At 52.5% G+C, this 19,878-nt stretch carries 17 protein-coding genes; 11 read left to right on the top strand and 6 right to left on the bottom strand.

The annotated features are described in order from the left end of the window. Positions 1–84 precede the first annotated feature (84 nt). Positions 85–1,095, bottom strand: coding sequence for a LacI family DNA-binding transcriptional regulator (locus SK32_RS15305; RefSeq protein WP_048213116.1), 1,011 nt, complete (start codon positions 1,093–1,095; stop codon positions 85–87). 13 nt (positions 1,096–1,108) lie between these two features. Then, on the bottom strand, positions 1,109–2,137 hold the full coding sequence (galR, locus tag SK32_RS15300) for an HTH-type transcriptional regulator GalR (protein WP_048213115.1): 1,029 nt from the start codon (positions 2,135–2,137) through the stop codon (positions 1,109–1,111). Positions 2,138–2,734: 597 nt separating this feature from the next. Here galR and aas point away from each other — a divergent pair. After that, entirely contained in the window at positions 2,735–4,894 is a 2,160-nt protein-coding gene (gene aas / locus SK32_RS15295) for a bifunctional acyl-ACP--phospholipid O-acyltransferase/long-chain-fatty-acid--ACP ligase (RefSeq protein ID WP_048213114.1), read from the top strand. Then, the gene (gene lplT, locus SK32_RS15290; protein ID WP_048213113.1) at positions 4,887–6,080 is read left to right on the top strand and encodes a lysophospholipid transporter LplT; all 1,194 of its coding nucleotides are present in this window, start codon (positions 4,887–4,889) and stop codon (positions 6,078–6,080) included. Before aas ends, lplT begins: the two co-directional genes overlap by 8 nt. A gap of 82 nt (positions 6,081–6,162) precedes the next feature. Here lplT and SK32_RS15285 read toward each other — a convergent pair whose 3' ends face one another. The 4 genes from SK32_RS15285 to mutH all read right to left on the bottom strand — a co-directional run bounded on the left by SK32_RS15285 (position 6,163) and on the right by mutH (position 9,158). Then, positions 6,163–7,203 carry an NADP(H)-dependent aldo-keto reductase gene (locus SK32_RS15285; protein WP_048213112.1) on the bottom strand — a complete coding sequence of 347 codons (1,041 nt, stop codon included), beginning with the start codon at positions 7,201–7,203 and terminating at the stop codon, positions 6,163–6,165. Between the two features lie 106 nt (positions 7,204–7,309). Next, on the bottom strand, positions 7,310–7,528 hold the full coding sequence (gene ygdR / locus SK32_RS15280; RefSeq protein WP_005123410.1) for a lipoprotein YgdR: 219 nt from the start codon (positions 7,526–7,528) through the stop codon (positions 7,310–7,312). A gap of 146 nt (positions 7,529–7,674) precedes the next feature. Then, positions 7,675–8,388: a TerC family protein gene (locus SK32_RS15275; protein WP_040232169.1), complete on the bottom strand. Its 714-nt coding sequence runs from the start codon at positions 8,386–8,388 to the stop codon at positions 7,675–7,677. 74 nt (positions 8,389–8,462) lie between these two features. Beyond that, positions 8,463–9,158 (bottom strand): DNA mismatch repair endonuclease MutH, encoded by a 696-nt coding sequence (gene mutH / locus SK32_RS15270; RefSeq protein WP_048213111.1) that lies wholly within the window; start codon positions 9,156–9,158, stop codon positions 8,463–8,465. Between the two features lie 684 nt (positions 9,159–9,842). On the opposite strand from mutH, the gene rppH reads away from it, so the two are divergent. From rppH to recC, 9 genes are all read left to right on the top strand, one after another. After that, complete coding sequence (gene rppH / locus SK32_RS15265; protein WP_003825602.1) at positions 9,843–10,373, top strand: RNA pyrophosphohydrolase; 531 nt, start codon at positions 9,843–9,845, stop codon at positions 10,371–10,373. A gap of 12 nt (positions 10,374–10,385) precedes the next feature. Beyond that, positions 10,386–12,632: a phosphoenolpyruvate--protein phosphotransferase gene (gene ptsP / locus SK32_RS15260; protein WP_048213110.1), complete on the top strand. Its 2,247-nt coding sequence runs from the start codon at positions 10,386–10,388 to the stop codon at positions 12,630–12,632. A 190-nt stretch (positions 12,633–12,822) separates the two neighbouring features. Beyond that, complete coding sequence (lgt, locus tag SK32_RS15255; protein ID WP_048213109.1) at positions 12,823–13,698, top strand: prolipoprotein diacylglyceryl transferase; 876 nt, start codon at positions 12,823–12,825, stop codon at positions 13,696–13,698. Positions 13,699–13,704: 6 nt separating this feature from the next. After that, positions 13,705–14,499, top strand: coding sequence for a thymidylate synthase (thyA, locus tag SK32_RS15250; RefSeq protein WP_005123418.1), 795 nt, complete (start codon positions 13,705–13,707; stop codon positions 14,497–14,499). 183 nt (positions 14,500–14,682) lie between these two features. Continuing rightward, on the top strand, positions 14,683–15,153 hold the full coding sequence (locus SK32_RS15245) for a prepilin peptidase-dependent protein (protein WP_048213108.1): 471 nt from the start codon (positions 14,683–14,685) through the stop codon (positions 15,151–15,153). After that, the gene (locus tag SK32_RS15240; protein WP_048213107.1) at positions 15,144–15,707 is read left to right on the top strand and encodes a prepilin peptidase-dependent protein; all 564 of its coding nucleotides are present in this window, start codon (positions 15,144–15,146) and stop codon (positions 15,705–15,707) included. The genes SK32_RS15245 and SK32_RS15240 overlap by 10 nt, the downstream gene beginning before the upstream one ends. Next, positions 15,704–16,111: a DUF2509 family protein gene (locus SK32_RS15235; RefSeq protein WP_048213106.1), complete on the top strand. Its 408-nt coding sequence runs from the start codon at positions 15,704–15,706 to the stop codon at positions 16,109–16,111. The genes SK32_RS15240 and SK32_RS15235 overlap by 4 nt, the downstream gene beginning before the upstream one ends. Further along, the gene (locus tag SK32_RS15230) at positions 16,096–16,419 is read left to right on the top strand and encodes a prepilin-type N-terminal cleavage/methylation domain-containing protein (protein WP_048213105.1); all 324 of its coding nucleotides are present in this window, start codon (positions 16,096–16,098) and stop codon (positions 16,417–16,419) included. Before SK32_RS15235 ends, SK32_RS15230 begins: the two co-directional genes overlap by 16 nt. Positions 16,420–16,431: 12 nt before the next feature. Then, positions 16,432–19,800 carry an exodeoxyribonuclease V subunit gamma gene (gene recC, locus SK32_RS15225; protein WP_048213104.1) on the top strand — a complete coding sequence of 1,123 codons (3,369 nt, stop codon included), beginning with the start codon at positions 16,432–16,434 and terminating at the stop codon, positions 19,798–19,800. The last annotated feature ends 78 nt before the right edge of the window (positions 19,801–19,878 follow it).

Here is a 19,878-nt window from a genome sequence, read left to right as displayed (position 1 = left end):
GGATGGCGCTACGCTTATCCTGCCTACGAAATAAACTGTGGGGCCTGTAGGCCGGATAAGGCGAAGCCGCCATCCGGCATCTGATTACGTGAAGTTCGGCCCCGTTGTCACCGATTCCCGTAACACCAGTTTGCCGGTAAACGGTGGGATCGGCTCCACGCTTTCGCCGTTGGCCAGACGGATAGCCTGATCGATTGCCGTGGTTATCATGGTATCGATCGGCAGATAAACGGTAGACAGCCCCGGCTCCAGCCATTTCGCGCTGGGCGCATCATCAAAACCAAACAACGAAACATCCTCGGGGATCTTTAGTCCAGCCTGATGTAATGCTTTCGATGCACCTAACGCCATGTCATCGTTACAGGCGAACAGTGCGCTGAATATCACTCCTTCATCCAACAGTTCACGACAGGCTTCATAGCCTCTGGTCATCGTTGAATCACCGTATTTGACCTTGGCGGGTTCCCAGGGAATACCGTTTTTTTCCAGCGCCTTACGATATCCCATTAACCGAGATTTACCGGTTGGTGTATGGCCTGGTACGGTGATGCAGGCAATATCACGATGTCCTTGCGAGATGAGGTAATCGACGGCCTGAAACGCCGCGTCTTCCTGTTCAAAGAAAATTGCGCGGTCGCGGGCCTGGCTGACGTCGCGGTTAATGACCAGCAATGGCATATCAATGCGGCTCATCAGCGACATAATCGCCTTTTCGCTCATGTAGCGGGTGTAGAGAATAATGGCGTCGCACTGTCGGTCGGCCAGCATTTGAACGGCTTCCTGCTCACGCTCTGGTGTGTCATGGCCGTCGGTGACAATCAGCTGTTTACCGTGAGACTCCGTCTGGCGCGAAGCCTGTTGTAGCAGGCGACCAAAGTAGAAGCCATCAAATGTAGATACCACTAAACCAATGCTGTTGCTGGTGCGGTTTGCCAGTGAGCGCGCTAAAAAATTAGGCCGATAATCTAATGCCTGCATGGCGTTGAAGACTTTCTGGCGCGTGCTTTCTTTAACCTGCCCCGTACCATTAAGTACGCGTGAAACGGTCGCTTTCGATACGCCAGCATGTCGTGAAACGTCTAACATCGTTGTCATGACGCAATCCTGATTAATCGTTTGACAAAGAATTTCCCGGCTCAGTCAGCGCCGAAACGGAATGCCGACGTACCAGCGTTGGGTTAAAGACGTGAGTGATTTCCGGGACCGGGCGTTTTTCGGCCAGCGCCAGCGCCAGTTCGGCGGCTTGGGTTGCCATCGTCACGATAGGGTAGCGTACCGTCGTCAGCCGTGGGCGCACGTAGCGTGAAACCAGTACATCATCAAAACCAATCAGCGAGATTTCTCCCGGCACATCAATGCCGTTATCATTTAATACACCCATAGCGCCCGCCGCCATTGAGTCGTTATAGCAGGCGATAGCCGTGAAGTTTTTGCCGCGACCAAGCAGCTCAGTCATTGCCTGCTCGCCGCCGCTTTCATCGGGCTCGCCAAACGTGACCAGTCGATCGTTTACCGGAATATTGCTTTCCGCCAGCGCGTCGTAATAGCCTTGCAAACGATCTTCCGCATCTGAAATGCTGTGGTTGGAACACAGATAACCGATGCGCGTATGGCCCTGCTGAATAAGATGACGGGTTGCCAGCCAGGCACCGTAACGGTCGTCCAGCGCAACGCAGCGTTGTTCGAATCCCGGTAAGATTCGATTGATCAGTACCATCCCGGGGATTTGTTTCATCAATGATGTCAGCTCGGCATCCGGGATAATTTTAGCGTGGACCACGAGGGCTGCGCAGCGGTGGCGAATAAGCTGCTCAATCGCCTGACGTTCCTTTTGCTCGTTATGGTAGCCGTTGCCAATCAGTAAAAAGTTACCGGTGTTATAGGCCACCTGCTCGACAGCTTTAACCATTGCCCCAAAGAACGGATCGGACACATCACCGACTACCAGACCGACGGTTTCAGTAGATTGTTGTGCCAGCGCACGCGCGTTGGCGTTGGGGTGATAGCTGAGTGATTCCATTGCACTCATTACAGCCAGACGCGATGCTTCGCTGGCTTTGGGGGAGTCATTGATCACTCGAGAAACGGTGGCGACTGATACACCAGCTAGTCGGGCTACATCCTTTATGGTCGCCATGATAGTACCTGTTGTGGGTAAACGCTTACATCCCGCCAGTGTTACGGAAAACGGCTGTCTGTTCAAGCAGATTGCCCGTCAGGACGTCGCAAATGTGAGCGGACACGAGCGAAGTAAGACAGAAAATAGAAAATGAAAACCTTTGCTTACACTTTGCGATGTGCTGTTGCGATTGTTCGCTGGTGAGGGGAGAGAGCGGATTGATAGAGTTGGGATCCCAGAGGTATTGATAGGTGAAATCAACTTTCGGGTTGATCACAAAATTTACACCAGCCTGCGCAGATGCGCAGGTTTTTTTTTGCGTACGGCGTATCTGTAACAGTAACCGATAATTTACACAACTCGTTGCACTTGGGTTCATTCCTTTGCGTTTTCCAACTGGCGGAACGGCGCGGTGACGACCACAATCAAGATCCCAGAGGTATTGATTGGTGAGATTATTCGGTACGCACTTCGTACCTGTCTCTTGCACCGACCTGCGCGGATGCGCAGGTTTTTTTTCGGATTCTATTTACCCGTTATCTGTCGCGCCCATTCCCCAACTCGTATACTCTCCCATCATTGATGTTTATATAATTAATGGCACAGGGAGTTGAGATGCTATTTGGCTTTTTTCGAAATCTGTTTCGCGTGCTGTTTCGTGTTCGCGTCACGGGCGATGTCAGCGCGCTACGGGGAGAACGCGTCTTAATCACGCCCAACCATGTCTCATTTATCGATGGTATCCTGCTGGCGCTCTTTTTACCGATTCGCCCCGTTTTTGCCGTTTACACCTCGATCAGCCAGCAATGGTATATGCGCTGGCTCACTCCACTGATTGATTTCGTACCGCTAGACCCAACCAAACCGATGTCGATTAAACATCTGGTACGCCTGGTCGAGCAGGGGCGCCCGGTGGTTATTTTCCCGGAAGGACGTATTTCGACCACCGGTTCACTGATGAAAATCTACGATGGTGCCGGGTTCGTTGCCGCAAAATCAAAGGCGACGGTGGTGCCTGTGCGTATTGAAGGCGCGGAACTGACCCAATTTAGCCGCCTGAAAGGTCTGGTTAAACAGCGATTTTTTCCGCGTATTCAATTGCATATCCTGCCGCCGACCCAAATGCCGATGCCGGAAGCGCCGCGTGCTCGCGATCGCCGCAAAATCGCCGGTGAAATGCTGCACCAGATTATGATGGAAGCGCGTATGGCCGTCCGCCCGCGTGAAACGTTATACGAGTCGCTACTGGCGGCAAAATACCGGTTTGGCGCAGGCAAAAACTGCATTGAAGATGTTAACTTTACGCCGGACAGCTACCGCAAACTGCTGACGAAGACACTCTTTGTGGCTCGTATTCTGGAGAAATATAGCGCGGAAGGTGAAAAAATCGGCCTGATGCTGCCAAATGCGGGGATCAGCGCGGCGGTCATTTTTGGCGCCATTGCGCGTCGACGCATCCCGGCGATGATGAACTATACGGCGGGCGTGAAGGGATTAACCAGCGCCATTACAGCCTCTGAAATCAAAACGATCTTCACTTCCCGACAATTTCTCGATAAAGGCAAACTCTGGCACCTACCGGAACAGCTCACCCAGGTGCGCTGGGTGTATCTGGAAGATCTGAAGGCCGATGTGACCTTTGGCGATAAGCTGTGGATTTTTTCTCATCTGTTGGCGCCGCATCTGGCACAGGTGAAGCAGCAGCCGGAAGAAGCTGCGGTGATCCTCTTTACCTCAGGATCAGAAGGCCACCCGAAAGGTGTCGTACACAGCCATAAGAGCATTCTGGCGAACGTCGAGCAGATTAAGACGATTGCCGATTTCACTGCCGACGATCGCTTTATGTCAGCATTGCCGCTATTTCACTCTTTTGGCCTGACGGTAGGGTTATTCACGCCGTTGCTGACCGGTGCTGAAGTGTTTTTGTACCCCAGTCCGCTGCATTACCGCATCGTTCCTGAGCTGGTATATGACCGTAACTGCACCGTACTGTTTGGTACCTCAACGTTCCTCGGCAATTATGCGCGGTTTGCTCATCCGTATGATTTCCACCGTCTGCGCTATGTTGTTGCCGGAGCCGAAAAGCTGCAAGACAGCACAAAGCAGTTGTGGCAGGAGAAGTTTGGCCTGCGCGTCCTTGAAGGCTATGGCGTGACGGAATGTGCGCCGGTGGTGTCGATTAACGTACCGATGGCGGCGAAATCGGGAACGGTAGGGCGCATTCTGCCTGGTATGGATGCCCGACTGTTGGCGGTTCCTGGTATTGAAGATGGCGGGCGTTTACAGCTGAAAGGCCCTAATATTATGAGCGGCTATCTGCGCGTCGAAAAGCCAGGTGTACTGGAAGTCCCAACCGCAGAAAATGCGCAGGGTCAGATAGAACACGGCTGGTACGACACCGGTGATGTTGTACGCTTTGATGAAAATGGCTTTGTACAGATTCAGGGGCGTGCCAAGCGCTTTGCCAAAATTGCCGGTGAGATGGTGTCACTGGAGATGGTTGAACAGCTGGCGCTGGCAGTATCTGCTGACAAAATGCATGCCACGGCTATCAAGAGCGATGCCAATAAAGGGGAAGCGCTGGTGCTGTTTACTACCGACAGCGAGCTGACCCGTGAAAGATTACTCCAGTATGCGCGCATCCACGGCATTCCAGAGCTTGCCGTACCGCGTGATATCCGCCACCTGAAACAACTCCCTCTGCTCGGCAGCGGTAAGCCAGATTTTGTGACACTGAAAAACTGGGTCGATGAACCGGAAAAACAACATGCGTGAGTCAGTACACACTAGCACGTCAATCTGGTCAAAAGGGATGATGTCCGTTATCGCCGCGCAGTTTTTGTCAGCGTTTGGCGATAACGCGTTGTTGTTTGCTACCCTGGCTTTGCTCAAGGCGAAGTTCTACCCGGACTGGAGCCAGCCAATCCTGCAAATGGTGTTTGTGGGCGCTTACATTTTGTTTGCGCCGTTTGTTGGACAGGTGGCGGATAGCTTTGCCAAAGGCAGAGTGATGATGTTCGCCAACGGTCTCAAGCTGCTGGGCGCGGCGAGTATCTGTTTCGGCGTTAACCCATTTCTCGGGTATACGCTGGTGGGTATTGGCGCAGCGGCGTATTCTCCGGCCAAGTATGGCATCCTGGGTGAGTTGACGACCGGCGACAAACTGGTGAAAGCGAATGGCCTGATGGAGGCGTCAACCATTGCCGCGATTCTGCTCGGATCTGTCGCCGGTGGCGTTCTGGCCGACTGGCATGTGATTGCTGCGCTTTCCGCCTGTGCGCTGGCTTATGCAGGCGCGGTGGTCGCTAACGTGTATATTCCCAAGCTCGCCGCGGCTCGCCCCGGTCAGTCCTGGCATCTGGGCAAAATGACGCGTAGTTTTTTCTGTGCCGCCTCCTCGCTGTGGCGCAACGGTGAAACACGTTTCTCGTTGGTAGGAACCAGCCTGTTTTGGGGCGCGGGCGTCACGCTGCGTTTTCTTCTGGTGCTGTGGGTCCCGGTTGCGCTCGGCATTACCGATAACGCCACACCGACCTATCTCAACGCTATGGTGGCTATCGGGATTGTTGTCGGCGCGGGGGCGGCTGCGAAACTGGTGACGCTGGAAACCGTGTCGCGCTGTATGCCTGCAGGGATACTGATCGGCGTCGTGGTGCTGATTTTCTCTCTTCAACATTCGCTGCTTCCGGCCTACGCGTTGCTGCTGCTTATCGGCGTGTGTGGTGGGTTCTTTGTGGTGCCGCTGAATGCGTTACTGCAGGAGCGGGGCAAAAAAAGCGTGGGTGCGGGCAACGCTATTGCGGTGCAAAACCTGGGTGAAAACAGCGCGATGTTGCTGATGCTCGGTATCTACTCACTGGCGGTGTTGGTGGGTATTCCTGCGGTAGCCATTGGCGTTGGATTTGGTGCGTTGTTTGCCCTGGCGATTACGGCGCTGTGGATTTGGCAGCGCCGCCATTAGTCTGTTATATGCTGTTGCAACCAGGCCTACAGGGAACGCTGTCTGTAGGCCTGATAAGCGCAGCGCCATCAGGCGCTAACTGTTAAGGTGCAGGATAGGTATACACCTGATGCACCGCTTCAATCTCTGCCAGCACTTCCTCGCTCAATTCCAGATACAGGCTTTCAACGTTGGTTTTTAGCTGCTCCATCGTCGTGGCGCCCAGCAGTGTGCTGGCGACAAACGGCTGACGACGCACGAATGCCAGCGCCATTTGCGCAGGATCGAGGTTATGGCGTTTGGCGATATCCACATAGGCAGCTACCGCTTTTTGCGTTTGTTCGCTGCTGTAGCGCGTAAAACGGCTAAACAGCGTATTGCGTGCGCCGGCAGGTTTCGCACCGTTCAGGTATTTACCGGTTAAGGTGCCAAAACCAAGGCACGAGTAGGCCAGTAGCTCAACGCCTTCATACTGGCTCACTTCGGCCAGTCCAACTTCAAAGCTGCGGTTTAGCAGGCTGTACGGGTTCTGGATAGTGGCGATACGTGGCAGGTCATGTTTGTCTGCCAGGTGCAGATAACGCATTACGCCAAACGCGGTTTCGTTGGAAACACCGATGTAACGAATCTTACCTGCACGCTGAAACTCTGCCAGCGCGTCCAGCGTATCCAGTAGGGAAACGACCGGCGCGGAGTCCGTCCAGCTATATCCCAGCTTACCAAAGCAGTTGGTCGGACGCTGCGGCCAGTGGACCTGATAGAGATCGAGATAATCGGTCTGCAGTCTTTTCAGACTGTCGTGCAGTGCCTCACGGATGTTTTTACGATCCAGCGCCTGATTCGGTCGAATGCCGCTGTCGTTGTTACGTGATGGTCCACTGACCTTCGACGCCACGATTAGCTTTTCGCGGCTGCCGTGTTTGGCGAGCCAGTTGCCCACGTAAGTTTCGGTGAGTCCCTGGGTTTCTGGACGAGGCGGTACCGGATACATCTCGGCAACGTCGATTAAATTTATGCCTTGTGCAACGGCATAGTCGAGCTGTGCATGTGCGTCGGCTTCGCTGTTTTGTTCACCAAACGTCATTGTGCCCAGCCCCAGTGTACTGACTTCCAGCGAGCTGTGGGGTATACGGTGATATTGCATAGCCGTTTCCTTTTTATAATCACGACATAAGGATTATAAAAATGGCTGAGGGAAGGGAAAAAGGGAAGCAAAATTGTTAAGGCCAGCGCGCTGCTGACCTTAACCATCAACGCTCAATGATTTGAGAGACTTCGTCGCGGTTAATTTGCATCGCATTGCCTTGCTGATCGTGGTAACTCACCAGACCGGTATCATCGTCAATTTCTGGTTTACCATCGGTCAGGATCATTCGACCATCTTTTGTTGCCATCACATAATCACTGCTGCATCCGGAAACGGCAAAAGCCAGCCCAACGGCGGAAATTAAAACTGCCCATTTTTTCATCTGCTTATCCTCACATGGCCTGCGTCTGACACTAGTTTAGTAATAACGCGAAGTTGTGCAGGGCGAAAGCAGTAAAATCTTAATCTGTGAGAGAAGGAAGGTGCGCGGGGAGTATTCGCTCCCCATGGGGGGAGCGATAGTGTCAGTCAGAGTGGATTTTTTTTATTGCGCCACAGGTTCAGGGTCTCTACAGCGATAGAGAAGAACATAGCGAAGTAAATGTATCCTTTCGGAACATGGACATCGAAGCTTTCCAGGATTAGCGTGAAGCCAACCAGTATCAGGAAAGAGAGTGCCAGCATTTTTACCGAAGGGTGACGATCAACAAACTCACCGATTGGGCGGGCTGCAAACATCATTACGCCCACGGCAATCACGACGGCTGCCATCATAATAAACAGATGATCGGACAAGCCTACTGCGGTGATTACTGAGTCCAGACTGAAGATAATATCCAACAGCATGATCTGCACAATCGCGCCCAGGAAAGAAGAGACGCGGGTTTTCAGCCCTTCCTCTTCGCCCTCAATGGATTCGTGGATCTCTTTACTCGCTTTCCAGATCAGGAACAATCCGCCGAGCAGAAGGATCAGATCGCGCGCTGAAATCGCCTCGCCAAACAGTTCGAATAACGGGTTAGTGAGCCGCGTTACCCAGGCGATGGATGCCAGCAGCGCCAGACGCATCACCATCGCTGCCGCCAGCCCGATTCGTCGGGCATGATTACGTTGTGCTGTTGGGAGTTTTGCTACAACCAGAGAAAGGAAAATAATATTGTCGATCCCGAGAACGATCTCCAGCAGCGTCAGCGTACCGAGCGCCAGCCAGGCGTTAGGATCGGTTATCCATGCAAATAACATCAAACAAAGTCCTGCCAAAAAAAAGAAGCGGTAATTATAGGCGCGTAACGCGACGGGCGAAAGGTCAGGGTGTGTTATTGAGCCTGGAATAGAAAATGCCGTTCCAGCAATGCGCGAGTGAAGTTCTTTTTCAGGTAAAACCCGCGGGGCAGAGTCAGGATCGGTTCGCCATGGGCGCCAATGGCCTCGGTCAGCGCCCGGGCGTTAGCGGCTTTAGGACGCAGTTGCAGCACTTCCCCATGGCGAGCGGTGATGCGTTCGACGTGGCCTAGCACTATCATGTCCATCAACTCTTCCCAGTCCAGACGCAGTTGTCGATCTTCCTCTTCATTCGGACTCCACAGCAACGGAGAGCCAACGCGCCGTTCAGCCACAGGGATGCTGCGTTCACCTTCTACGGGTATCCACAACACGCGTTTAAGCTTGTGTCGAACATGGCTGGTTTCCCAGGTCACGCCGGTATTACCGGTTAACGGTGCCACGCAGACAAAGGTCGTTTCCAGCGGTCTGCCAAGGCTATCTACAGGGATCGTTTTTAACTCCACACCCAGCGCGGCAAAATCCTGCTCCGGTTTACTGCCCGCACTGGCCCCAAGCCAAATTTCCAGCAGCACGCCAATCCAGCCTTTGTCCCGCTTCAGATCCTTTGGCGCGACGAGTCCTGCCATCGCCGACAGTTCTCCCAGCGTGTAGCCCGAAAGTTGCCGTGCCTGGTGCAGCAACTGGGCTTCGGATTCAGGCGGAGAAATCAATGGATGGAGTTCTGGCATCAGGGTTACCCTTGGGTTAAAAAATGAGCAATGATTTTATACCGTGTGGACAGAGTTTATCTTTTTCCACATGCTTTATCCAATTGCATGATTTATAGTGGTTTTTATATTTTGATGTAAAGGGTTGCGCAACAGAAAACCGGGTTTTCCAATTCTGGTCACTGACAATGAACAGGATCTTACACCATGTTATCCACAGAAAGATGGGATAACTGTGAAAAACCCCCACTACTGTTTCAATTTACAGCCTTGACGTGCGACGAAAATCGAATTTTCACACAAATTGTGCCTAACTTATTGGCATAATCTGTGGATAAAACCAACGCTGGTCGATCTTTCATCAGCTCGAAGATCGTATGCGTGACGTGCATCACATTTCTGCATGTTTAGCTACAGTTGTTGCTTTTAACTTAATGAATATATAAGACTATTTTTTGAGTGTGACGGATGTCTTATTCAGACTGCTCCGGGTTTTCCCATAGTAATTCCGTACTTCTTCACAACTATATCCACAGAAAAGGTGAATAAAATCGCCTATGTAGCATATCTTCTGTTTATAACTCGGCTCTTTGCTGTGAGTTATTCAATTGTTATTAGAATATCGCGCCCTTAACAGAGTGGTTTACCGCCCCTCTGGAGTGTGAAACAATCGTTTGTATATAAGGTTTATGTTGAGGTAGTCCGGTGATTGATGACGATGGCTACCGCCCGAATGTAGGGATAGTAATTTGTAACCGCCAGGGGCAGGTCATGTGGGCCCGGCGATTTGGTCAGCACTCCTGGCAATTCCCGCAAGGCGGGATAAATGCAGGAGAGACAGCAGAGCAGGCGATGTACCGGGAACTCTTTGAAGAAGTAGGTCTGAGTCGTAAAGATGTGCGGATCCTTGCTTCTACTCGTAACTGGTTGCGTTACAAGTTACCGAAACGTTTGGTGCGTTGGGACACAAAGCCGGTTTGTATCGGCCAGAAACAAAAATGGTTTCTTTTGCAGTTGGTCAGTAGCGATGCTGAAATCAATATGCAAACCAGCAGTACACCTGAGTTCGACGGCTGGCGCTGGGTGAGTTACTGGTATCCGGTTCGACAGGTGGTGTCATTTAAACGCGATGTCTATCGCAGGGTGATGAAAGAATTCGCAAGTGTTGTGATGGCGCTTCAGGAGAGCACTCCTAAGCCGCAAAGCGCACCTGCGTACAGACGTAAAAGAGGTTAAGCTACGCAAATTATGCTCACCCGCCTGCGCGAAATAGTCGAAAAGGTGGCCAGTGCCCCACGTCTCAATGAGGCGTTGAATATTCTGGTTACTGACATCTGTCTTGCGATGGATACAGAGGTCTGCTCGGTCTACCTGGCCGATCACGACCGACGCTGTTATTACCTGATGGCGACCCGAGGACTTAAAAAACCACGCGGTCGCACTGTTGCACTGGCGTTTGATGAAGGGATCGTTGGCCTGGTTGGCAGGCTGGCGGAACCTATCAACCTTGCCGATGCGCAAAAACACCCCAGCTTTAAATATATTCCTTCGGTGAAAGAAGAACGCTTTCGTGCGTTCTTAGGCGTACCGATCATCCAGCGACGCCAGTTATTAGGCGTCCTGGTGGTACAGCAACGTGAGTTGCGCCAGTACGACGAAAGCGAAGAATCTTTTCTGGTCACGCTTGCCACACAAATGGCCGCTATTCTGTCTCAGTCGCAGTTAACCGCGCTATTTGGGCAATACCGGCAAACGCGTATCCGCGCATTGCCTGCCGCCCCCGGCGTGGCGATCGCTGAAGGCTGGCAGGATGCCACGTTACCGCTGATGGAACAGGTGTATCAGGCTTCAACGTTGGATCCAGTGCTTGAGCGTGAACGTCTGACTGGCGCACTGGAAGAAGCCGCAAATGAATTTCGCCGCTACAGTAAGCGTTTTGCTGCCGGGGCACAGAAAGAGACGGCGGCAATTTTTGATCTCTATTCGCACCTGCTCTCCGATACCCGTCTGCGCCGCGAGTTGTTCGCGGAAGTGGATAACGGCTCGGTGGCCGAGTGGGCGGTTAAAACGATCATCGAGAAGTTTGCCGAACAGTTTGCCGCGCTAAGCGATAACTATCTCAAAGAACGCGCCGGGGATTTGCGCGCGTTGGGGCAGCGTCTGCTGTTCCATCTTGACGACTCTGTTCAGGGGCCGAATGCCTGGCCGGAACGTTTCGTGCTGGTGGCGGATGAGCTGTCTGCCACTACGCTGGCGGAACTTCCCCAGGACCGGTTGGTAGGGGTTGTCGTCAGGGATGGTGCCGCCAACTCTCACGCGGCGATTATGGTTCGTGCGCTGGGTATCCCTACCGTTATGGGGGCCGATATCCAGCCGTCGGTGCTGCATCGCCGCACGCTGGTGGTGGACGGTTATCGCGGTGAACTGCTGGTCGATCCGGAACCGGTATTGATTCAGGAATACCAGCGTCTTATCAGTGAAGAAATTGAGCTGAGCCGCCTGGCGGAAGACGACGTCAACCAGCCAGCACAGTTGAAAAGCGGCGAGCGCGTGAAGGTGATGCTCAATGCGGGTCTCAGCCCGGAACATGAAGAAAAGCTGGGTAGCAGGATCGACGGTATTGGCCTGTATCGCACCGAAATCCCGTTCATGCTGCAAAGCGGTTTTCCTTCGGAAGAAGAACAGGTTGCGCAGTATCAGGGTATGCTGCAGATGTTTAACGATAAGCCCGTAACTCTGCGTACGCTGGATGTCGGTGCCGATAAACAACTGCCCTACATGCCCATCAGTGAAGAGAACCCGTGCCTTGGCTGGCGAGGGATCCGCATAACGCTCGATCAGCCAGAGATCTTTTTGATCCAGGTTCGCGCCATGCTGCGTGCCAACGCGGCAACCGGCAACCTCAGCATTTTGCTACCGATGGTAACCAGCATTGATGAAGTGGACGAAGCGCGACGTTTGATTGAACGCGCCGGACGCGAAGTGGAAGAGATGATCGGCTACGAGATCCCGAAACCGCGCATTGGCATCATGCTGGAAGTTCCGTCGATGGTGTTCATGCTGCCGCATCTGACAAACCGGATTGACTTTATCTCGGTCGGAACCAACGATCTTACCCAGTACATACTGGCCGTCGATCGTAACAACACACGGGTAGCCAGCATTTATGACAGTCTGCATCCGGGGATGTTACGCGCGCTGGCGATGATTGTGCAGGAAGCCGAAAGAAGCGGTATCGATTTGCGCTTATGCGGTGAAATGGCGGGCGACCCGATGTGTGTAGCCATTCTGATAGGCCTGGGTTTTCGCCATTTGTCAATGAACGGTCGTTCTGTCGCTCGCGTTAAATATCTGCTGCGTCATATCGATTTTGATGAGGCGCAAACGCTGGCGCAGCGCAGCCTGGAAGCGCAGATGGCGGCAGAGGTACGCCATCAGGTAGCGGCCTTTATGGAGCGCCGTGGCATGGGAGGATTGATTCGCGGAGGATTGTAGGCCTGATAAGCGTAGCACCATCAGGCAATACGGGGGGTAAAGATTACCTATACAGATCTTTTACATCTTCCCGGCATCCGCTGCGATCCCCTTGTGCTATCATTCGCACCTTTGGAGCGCCTGCATTATGCAGGCGCGCTTATCAATTGCTGTCTGACTTCAGCGAAATAACAAGAACTTGTGGTGACAGATGACCAGTAGCTATCTGCATTTTCCGGATTTCGATCCGGTCATTTTCTCAATTGGACCCGTCGCGCTTCACTGGTACGGCATGATGTATCTGGTGGGGTTTATTTTCGCGATGTGGCTGGCGACGCGCCGGGCTAATCGCCCGGGCAGTGGCTGGACCAAAAACGAAGTAGAAAACTTACTTTATGCAGGCTTCCTCGGGGTCTTCCTCGGCGGGCGTATTGGCTACGTGCTGTTCTATAACTTCCCGCTGTTCCTTGATAACCCGCTGTATCTGTTCCGCGTCTGGGATGGGGGCATGTCCTTCCATGGCGGGCTTATCGGGGTGATTCTGGTGATGATTATCTTCGCCAAACGCACCAAGCGTACATTCTTCCAGGTCTCTGATTTTATTGCTCCACTAATTCCGTTTGGTTTGGGCGCAGGCCGCCTGGGTAACTTTATCAACGGTGAACTGTGGGGACGCGTTGACCCTAACTTTAAGTACGCCATGCTGTTCCCTGGCTCCCGCACTGAAGATATTTTATTGCTGCAAACCAATCCGCAGTGGCAGTCTATTTTTGACACATACGGCTCTTTGCCTCGCCATGCCTCACAGCTTTATGAGATGGCGCTGGAAGGGGTTGTGCTGTTTATCATTCTTAACCTGTTTATTCGCAAACCTCGTCCGATGGGCTCGGTTTCCGGTCTGTTCCTGATTGGCTATGGCGCGTTTCGTATTATCGTCGAATTCTTCCGCCAGCCGGATGCGCAGTTTACCGGCACATGGGTCCAGTACATCAGCATGGGGCAGATCCTGTCTATCCCGATGATTGTCGCAGGTATTATTATGATGGTTTGGGCGTACCGTCGCAGCCCGCAGCAACACGTTTCCTGAGGAACCATGAAACAGTATTTAGAACTGATGCAAAAAGTGCTGGATGAAGGCACACAGAAAAACGACCGCACCGGAACCGGAACGCTTTCCATTTTTGGTCATCAGATGCGTTTTAATCTGCAGGAAGGGTTCCCGCTGGTTACGACTAAACGCTGCCATTTACGCTCGATCATCCATGAGCTGTTGTGGTTTTTGCAGGGCGACACCAACGTTGCCTACCTGCATGAAAACAACGTCTCAATCTGGGATGAATGGGCTGATGAGAACGGTAATTTAGGTCCGGTGTACGGTAAACAGTGGCGTGCATGGCCAACACCGGATGGCCGCCATATCGACCAGATCACGACGGTGCTGAACCAGTTGAAAAACGACCCGGATTCCCGTCGTATTATCGTTTCCGCGTGGAACGTAGGCGAACTGGATAAGATGGCGTTGGCGCCGTGTCATGCGTTCTTCCAGTTCTACGTGGCGGATGGCAAACTCTCTTGCCAACTGTATCAGCGTTCATGCGATGTGTTCCTCGGTCTGCCGTTCAACATCGCCAGCTACGCCTTGCTGGTTCACATGATGGCGCAGCAGTGCGATCTTGAAGTCGGTGATTTTGTCTGGACAGGCGGTGACACGCACCTGTACAGCAACCATATGGATCAAACACATCTGCAGCTTAGCCGTGAGCCACGTGCGCTGCCGAAGCTGGTTATCAAGCGTAAACCTGATTCAATTTTCGACTATCGTTTCGACGACTTCGAAATTGAGGGTTACGATCCGCACCCAGGCATTAAAGCACCGGTCGCTATCTGATCGAGGCTAATCCTGTCACAACCGGCGCCTTATGCGTCGGTTTTTTTTGCCTTACATTCTATTCTGCGGCGTTGATTCCTGAAATTTTGCAACGTGATGTAATGCGATAAATATTCTCCGTAGCTTGCCGAAGAAGCTGAATTTCCCCCTCGTTATTAATTTCTCTCACGCCATACTGGCGACATGAAAAAACAACAAGGCTACACGCTTCTCGAAACCCTGATTGCAATGCTGATTGTCGCGGCGCTTGGCGCATCGGGGTTGTACGGTTGGCAGCGCTGGCAACAACAGCAGCGGTTATGGCAAACAGCCAGCCAGGTGCGGGATTACCTGCTGCAATTGCGCGAAGATGCTAACTGGCGTAATCGTGATCACGTCATCAACGTGCTCCGCGAAGGAGGAACATGGTGTCTGGCAAGCTCAGCGACGTCACAAACTTCGTGTCAGCCGGTTTCACCGTTGATTTTTACGCCACTCTGGGCTGATGTCGAGATGGCAGAGATAACACCGTCACTGGCTTTTTTTGGCCTACGTAATACCGCATGGGCCGGGCATATCTACCTGAAGAATGCTGCAGGTGAATGGCGTGTGGTGGTGTCTGGTTGGGGACGAATCAGGCTTTGCGAACGCGGTGAGGCGGATCAATGTCGGTAAGTGAACGTGGCTTTTCACTGCTTGAGGTGCTTATCGCTATGGTGATAAGCAGCATTTTACTCCTCAGCGCTGCGCGATTTTTACCTGCGCTGCAGCGAGAAATTTTGCAGAACACTCGTCAGCTAGTGCTTGAAGATGAGCTCTGGCAGCGGATCTATACCGTGGCGAAGCATCTCCAGCGGGCTGGCTATTGTCGGGGAAACTGTATCGGAGAAGGGCTGATGATATCAGCCGCGGGAGACTGTGTGATTGTACGCTGGGATGCCAATAGCAACGGTGTTTGGGACGATATTCCGACAAAGGAGGCCGATGCCGTTGGGTTTCGTGTTCAAGATAAGGTGCTGGAAACCTTGCGTGGCGCAACAACCTGCGTGGGAAAAGGTTGGGATAAAATGACCGATCCGGATTCTATTCAGATTGAGGTATTTCAGGTGGAGCGCCTGAATATCAGAGGATTTGCGCCAGTGCTTTCGTTGCACCTGCGCGGGAGAAGCAACGCCGAACCTCAAAAGGTCATTGAGGTATTCTATGACGTCACAGGATTCAACCTGTGAACCGTGAGCGAGGTGTTTCATCGCTTGCAATGGTGCTTTTACTCCTGGTACTTGGCAGTCTGTTGCTGCAAGGCGTGAGCCGACAGGAGGCGAGTTTTGCGTCGCGGGTGGCAACGGAAAGCCAGTCGCTACAACATCAGGCAGTGGTGCAATCCGCCATGGAATGGGCACGTATGCAGCCCTGGAGCTTGCAGATGGCAACGCAGTGTCGACGCTATTCCACACAGGGTGCGACAGTCTGCCTGCGTGTGCTCGACGACGATCTTGTGCTGCTTATTGCGCAATATGAAGGTATATCGCTATGGCGTCAGGGGATGATTATCGAGGGTACTATCGAATTCTCAGCGCATGGCTGGAGCGATTTCTGCCCGTTAAAGGTGCTGGCGTTATGTCTGATACCCTGAACAGACAGCGTGGTTTTAGCCTGCCGGAAGTGATGCTGGCAATGGTGCTGATGATTATGATCGTGACCGCGCTTTCCGGATATCAGCGGGCGCTGATGAAGAGCTTTTTAGTCAGAAGCCAGTATCAACAATTGTGGCATCACGCCTGGCAGCAAACGCAGTTGCATATGTATTCACCACCTTTAAACTGGCAAATTAACCGAATGCAGACAACGATAGCGGGATGTGTCAGCATCAATGTTAAAATTACTTCCCCTCTGGGCAGGCAGGGTCAGATGACACGACTGCACTGCCCAAATCGTCAGTAGTCAGGAGTTGCTATGTTAAGGGTCTACCACTCCAATCGTCTGGATGTGCTGGAAGCGTTGATGGAATATATCGTTGAGCGCGAGCGGCTGGACGACCCCTTTGAACCCGAGATGATCCTGGTTCAAAGCACCGGTATGGCGCAGTGGTTGCAAATGACTCTGGCACAGAAGTTTGGTATTGCCGCTAACATTGATTTCCCGCTGCCAGCGAGTTTTATCTGGGATATGTTTGTGCGTGTATTGCCGGATATCCCAAAAGAGAGCGCATTTAGCAAACAGAGCATGAGCTGGAAGCTGATGACGCTGCTACCTCAATTGCTGGATAACGACGATTTCGCACTGCTACGCCACTATCTCACCGACGACACAGACAAACGTAAGCTGTTTCAGCTTTCATCACGCGCTGCGGATCTGTTCGACCAGTATTTAGTCTACCGTCCTGAATGGCTGACGCAGTGGGAGGTGGGGCTGCAGGTGGAAGGGCTAGGAGATGCTCAGGCCTGGCAAGCGCCATTGTGGAAAGCACTGGTGGAATACACGGCTGAACTGGGACAGCCAGGCTGGCATCGTGCCAATTTATATCAGCGGTTTATTCAGACCCTGGAGAATACGTCTGACTGCCCACAAGGCTTGCCCTCGCGCGTCTTTATTTGTGGTATCTCCGCGCTACCGCCCGTGTATCTGCAGGCATTACAAGCGCTGGGTAAGCATATTGATATTCATCTGCTTTTTACCAATCCCTGTCGTTACTACTGGGGGGATATTAAAGACCCCGCTTATCTGGCTAAACTGTTGGCGCGTCAGCGTAGGCATAGCTTTGAAGAACGACATTTACCGCTGTTTCGCGATAGTCAGAATGCTGAAGGACTGTTTAACAGCGATGGTGAGCAGGATGTGGGGAATCCGATGTTGGCCTCATGGGGAAAACTAGGACGTGACTACATATATTTGCTTTCGGAATTGGAAAACAGCCAGGAGCTGGATGCGTTTGTCGATATTACTCCTGACAATCTTTTGCATAATATTCAAGCGGATATTCTGGAACTCGAAAACCATGCGGTGGCAGGAGTCAGCCTGGAGGAGTATTCGCGTAGCGACAATAAACGGTTGCTTGAACCGAATGATACTAGTGTGACGTTTCATGTCTGTCATAGCCCACAACGCGAAGTGGAAATACTCCACGACCGGTTGCTGGCAATGCTGGAAGCGGACCCAACACTGACGCCGCGCGACATCATCGTGATGGTGGCGGATATCGACAGCTACAGTCCATTTATTCAGGCTGTCTTTGGCAGTGCACCGGCCGATCGTTACCTGCCGTATGCTATTTCCGATCGCCGGGCGCGTCAGTCTCATCCCGTCTTACAGGCGTTTATTAGCCTGCTTTCGCTACCGGACAGCCGTTTTGTCTCAGAGGATGTCCTGGCATTACTGGATGTGCCCGTGCTGGCTGCGCGTTTCAACATCAATGAAGAAGGGTTGCGCTATCTTCGTTTGTGGGTCAATGAATCTGGAATTCGCTGGGGCATTGACGACGACAACGTGCGCGAACTCGCGCTTCCTCCAACTGGCCAGCATACCTGGCAATTTGGTTTAACACGTATGCTGCTGGGCTATGCGATGGAAAGCGCACAGGGTGAGTGGCAGTCGGTATTGCCCTATGATGAGTCCAGTGGTTTGATTGCCGAGTTAGTCGGGCATTTGGCCTCGTTGCTGATGCAGCTAAACATCTGGCGCAGAGGGTTAGCACAGGAACGCCCGCTGGAAGAGTGGTTACCCGTTTGCCGGGACATGCTTAATGATTTCTTCCTGCCGGACGCGGACACCGAAGCGGCGATGACGCTGATTGAACAGCAGTGGCAGGCCATTATCACTGAAGGTTTGGGGGCCGAGTATGGCGAGGCCATACCGCTGTCTCTGTTACGTGACGAACTGGCGCAGCGTCTTGACCAGGAGCGCATTAGCCAGCGTTTCCTGGCAGGGCCTGTCAATATCTGTACGCTGATGCCGATGCGCTCTATCCCTTTCAAAGTGGTGTGCCTGTTGGGCATGAACGATGGCGTTTATCCGCGCCAGCTTGCGCCGCTGGGATTTGATCTGATGAGCCAAAAACCGAGGCGTGGTGACCGAAGCCGCCGTGATGATGACCGCTATCTGTTCCTCGAAGCCCTGATTTCGGCGCAACAAACGCTCTATATCAGCTATATCGGCCGCTCAATCCAGGATAACAGTGAGCGCTTCCCGTCGGTGCTGGTGCAGGAACTTATGGATTACATTGGGCAAAGCCACTATTTGCCGGGCGATGAATTACTCACTAGCGATCAAAGTGAAGCGAAAGTAAAAGCGCACATTACCCGTTTACATACCCGTATGCCCTTTGATGCACAAAACTATCTGCCAGGTGAGCAGCAAAGTTATGCTCGAGAGTGGTTGCCAGCGGCAAGTCTGTCAGGCAAAGCGCACACGGATTTTGTCCAGCCGCTCCCCTTTACAATGCCTGAAACCCTGACGCTGGAAACGCTGCAACGCTTTTGGGCTCATCCGGTGCGGGCGTTTTTCCAGATGCGCCTGAGGGTAAATTTCCGCTCTGAAGAGAGCGAAATCCCGGAAACAGAACCCTTTATCCTCGAAGGGCTCAGCCGCTATCAACTTAATCAGCAGTTGCTTAATACCCTGGTTGAAGAGAACGACGCTGAACGACTGTTTCGCCGTTTTCGTGCGGCGGGTGCGCTTCCCTATGGGCCATTTGGTGAAATTCTGTGGGATACGCAGCGTCAGGAGATGCAGACGCTGGCTGAACGCATTATCGCCTGTCGTCAGCCTTGTCAGAGCATGGAAATCGATCTTACCTGTAACGGCGTGCAAATCACCGGTTGGTTGCCGCAGGTGCAAGAGGACGGTTTGTTGCGCTGGCGCCCATCTTTGATCAGCATTGCGCAGGGTGTGCAACTTTGGCTGGAACATCTTGTCTATTGTGCGAGTGGCGGTACGGGAGAAAGCCGGTTGTTCTTACGCAAAGACGGCGAGTGGCGTTTCCCTCCACTGGAGGCCGAACAGGCGTTACAGTATCTGTCGCAACTTATTGAGGGATATCGGGAAGGCATGTCATCGCCGCTACTGGTATTACCGGAAAGTGGTGGGGCGTGGATAAAAACCTGTTATGACGCCGTAAATGATGCCATGTTAGATGACGATGATACGTTGCAAAAAGCGCGCAGTAAGTTTCTGCAGGCCTATGAAGGCAACATGATGGTACGCGGTGAAGGTGATGACATCTGGTATCAACGTCTGTGGCGTCAACTGGATGCTGATACGCTGGAGACCATTGTTTTACAGTCTCAGCGTTACCTGTTACCGATTTTTCGATTTAATCAGTCGTGATGATTGTATAAAAATTGCGCAATTTGATGGCTTCCACTATGATGCGCTTTCTGTCACGGACTGATTCTTACAAAGAGA

The organism is Citrobacter sp. MGH100, from assembly GCF_001034465.1.
Classification (GTDB): Bacteria; Pseudomonadota; Gammaproteobacteria; order Enterobacterales; family Enterobacteriaceae; genus Citrobacter; species Citrobacter youngae.
The sequence above is the reverse complement of the archived record's forward strand: the minus strand, read 5'-3'. Positions and strand labels throughout refer to the sequence as shown.

What these genes read in the sequence shown, in the direction of transcription:
- SK32_RS15305 (WP_048213116.1), bottom strand. Translation starts at nt 1,095, where the DNA reads ATGACAACGATGTTAGACGTTTCACGACATGCTGGCGTATCGAAAGCG.
- galR (WP_048213115.1), bottom strand. Translation starts at nt 2,137, where the DNA reads ATGGCGACCATAAAGGATGTAGCCCGACTAGCTGGTGTATCAGTCGCC.
- aas (WP_048213114.1), top strand. Translation starts at nt 2,735, where the DNA reads ATGCTATTTGGCTTTTTTCGAAATCTGTTTCGCGTGCTGTTTCGTGTT.
- lplT (WP_048213113.1), top strand. Translation starts at nt 4,887, where the DNA reads ATGCGTGAGTCAGTACACACTAGCACGTCAATCTGGTCAAAAGGGATG.
- SK32_RS15285 (WP_048213112.1), bottom strand. Translation starts at nt 7,203, where the DNA reads ATGCAATATCACCGTATACCCCACAGCTCGCTGGAAGTCAGTACACTG.
- ygdR (WP_005123410.1), bottom strand. Translation starts at nt 7,528, where the DNA reads ATGAAAAAATGGGCAGTTTTAATTTCCGCCGTTGGGCTGGCTTTTGCC.
- SK32_RS15275 (WP_040232169.1), bottom strand. Translation starts at nt 8,388, where the DNA reads ATGTTATTTGCATGGATAACCGATCCTAACGCCTGGCTGGCGCTCGGT.
- mutH (WP_048213111.1), bottom strand. Translation starts at nt 9,158, where the DNA reads ATGCCAGAACTCCATCCATTGATTTCTCCGCCTGAATCCGAAGCCCAG.
- ptsP (WP_048213110.1), top strand. Translation starts at nt 10,386, where the DNA reads ATGCTCACCCGCCTGCGCGAAATAGTCGAAAAGGTGGCCAGTGCCCCA.
- lgt (WP_048213109.1), top strand. Translation starts at nt 12,823, where the DNA reads ATGACCAGTAGCTATCTGCATTTTCCGGATTTCGATCCGGTCATTTTC.
- thyA (WP_005123418.1), top strand. Translation starts at nt 13,705, where the DNA reads ATGAAACAGTATTTAGAACTGATGCAAAAAGTGCTGGATGAAGGCACA.
- SK32_RS15245 (WP_048213108.1), top strand. Translation starts at nt 14,683, where the DNA reads ATGAAAAAACAACAAGGCTACACGCTTCTCGAAACCCTGATTGCAATG.
- SK32_RS15240 (WP_048213107.1), top strand. Translation starts at nt 15,144, where the DNA reads ATGTCGGTAAGTGAACGTGGCTTTTCACTGCTTGAGGTGCTTATCGCT.
- SK32_RS15230 (WP_048213105.1), top strand. Translation starts at nt 16,096, where the DNA reads ATGTCTGATACCCTGAACAGACAGCGTGGTTTTAGCCTGCCGGAAGTG.
- recC (WP_048213104.1), top strand. Translation starts at nt 16,432, where the DNA reads ATGTTAAGGGTCTACCACTCCAATCGTCTGGATGTGCTGGAAGCGTTG.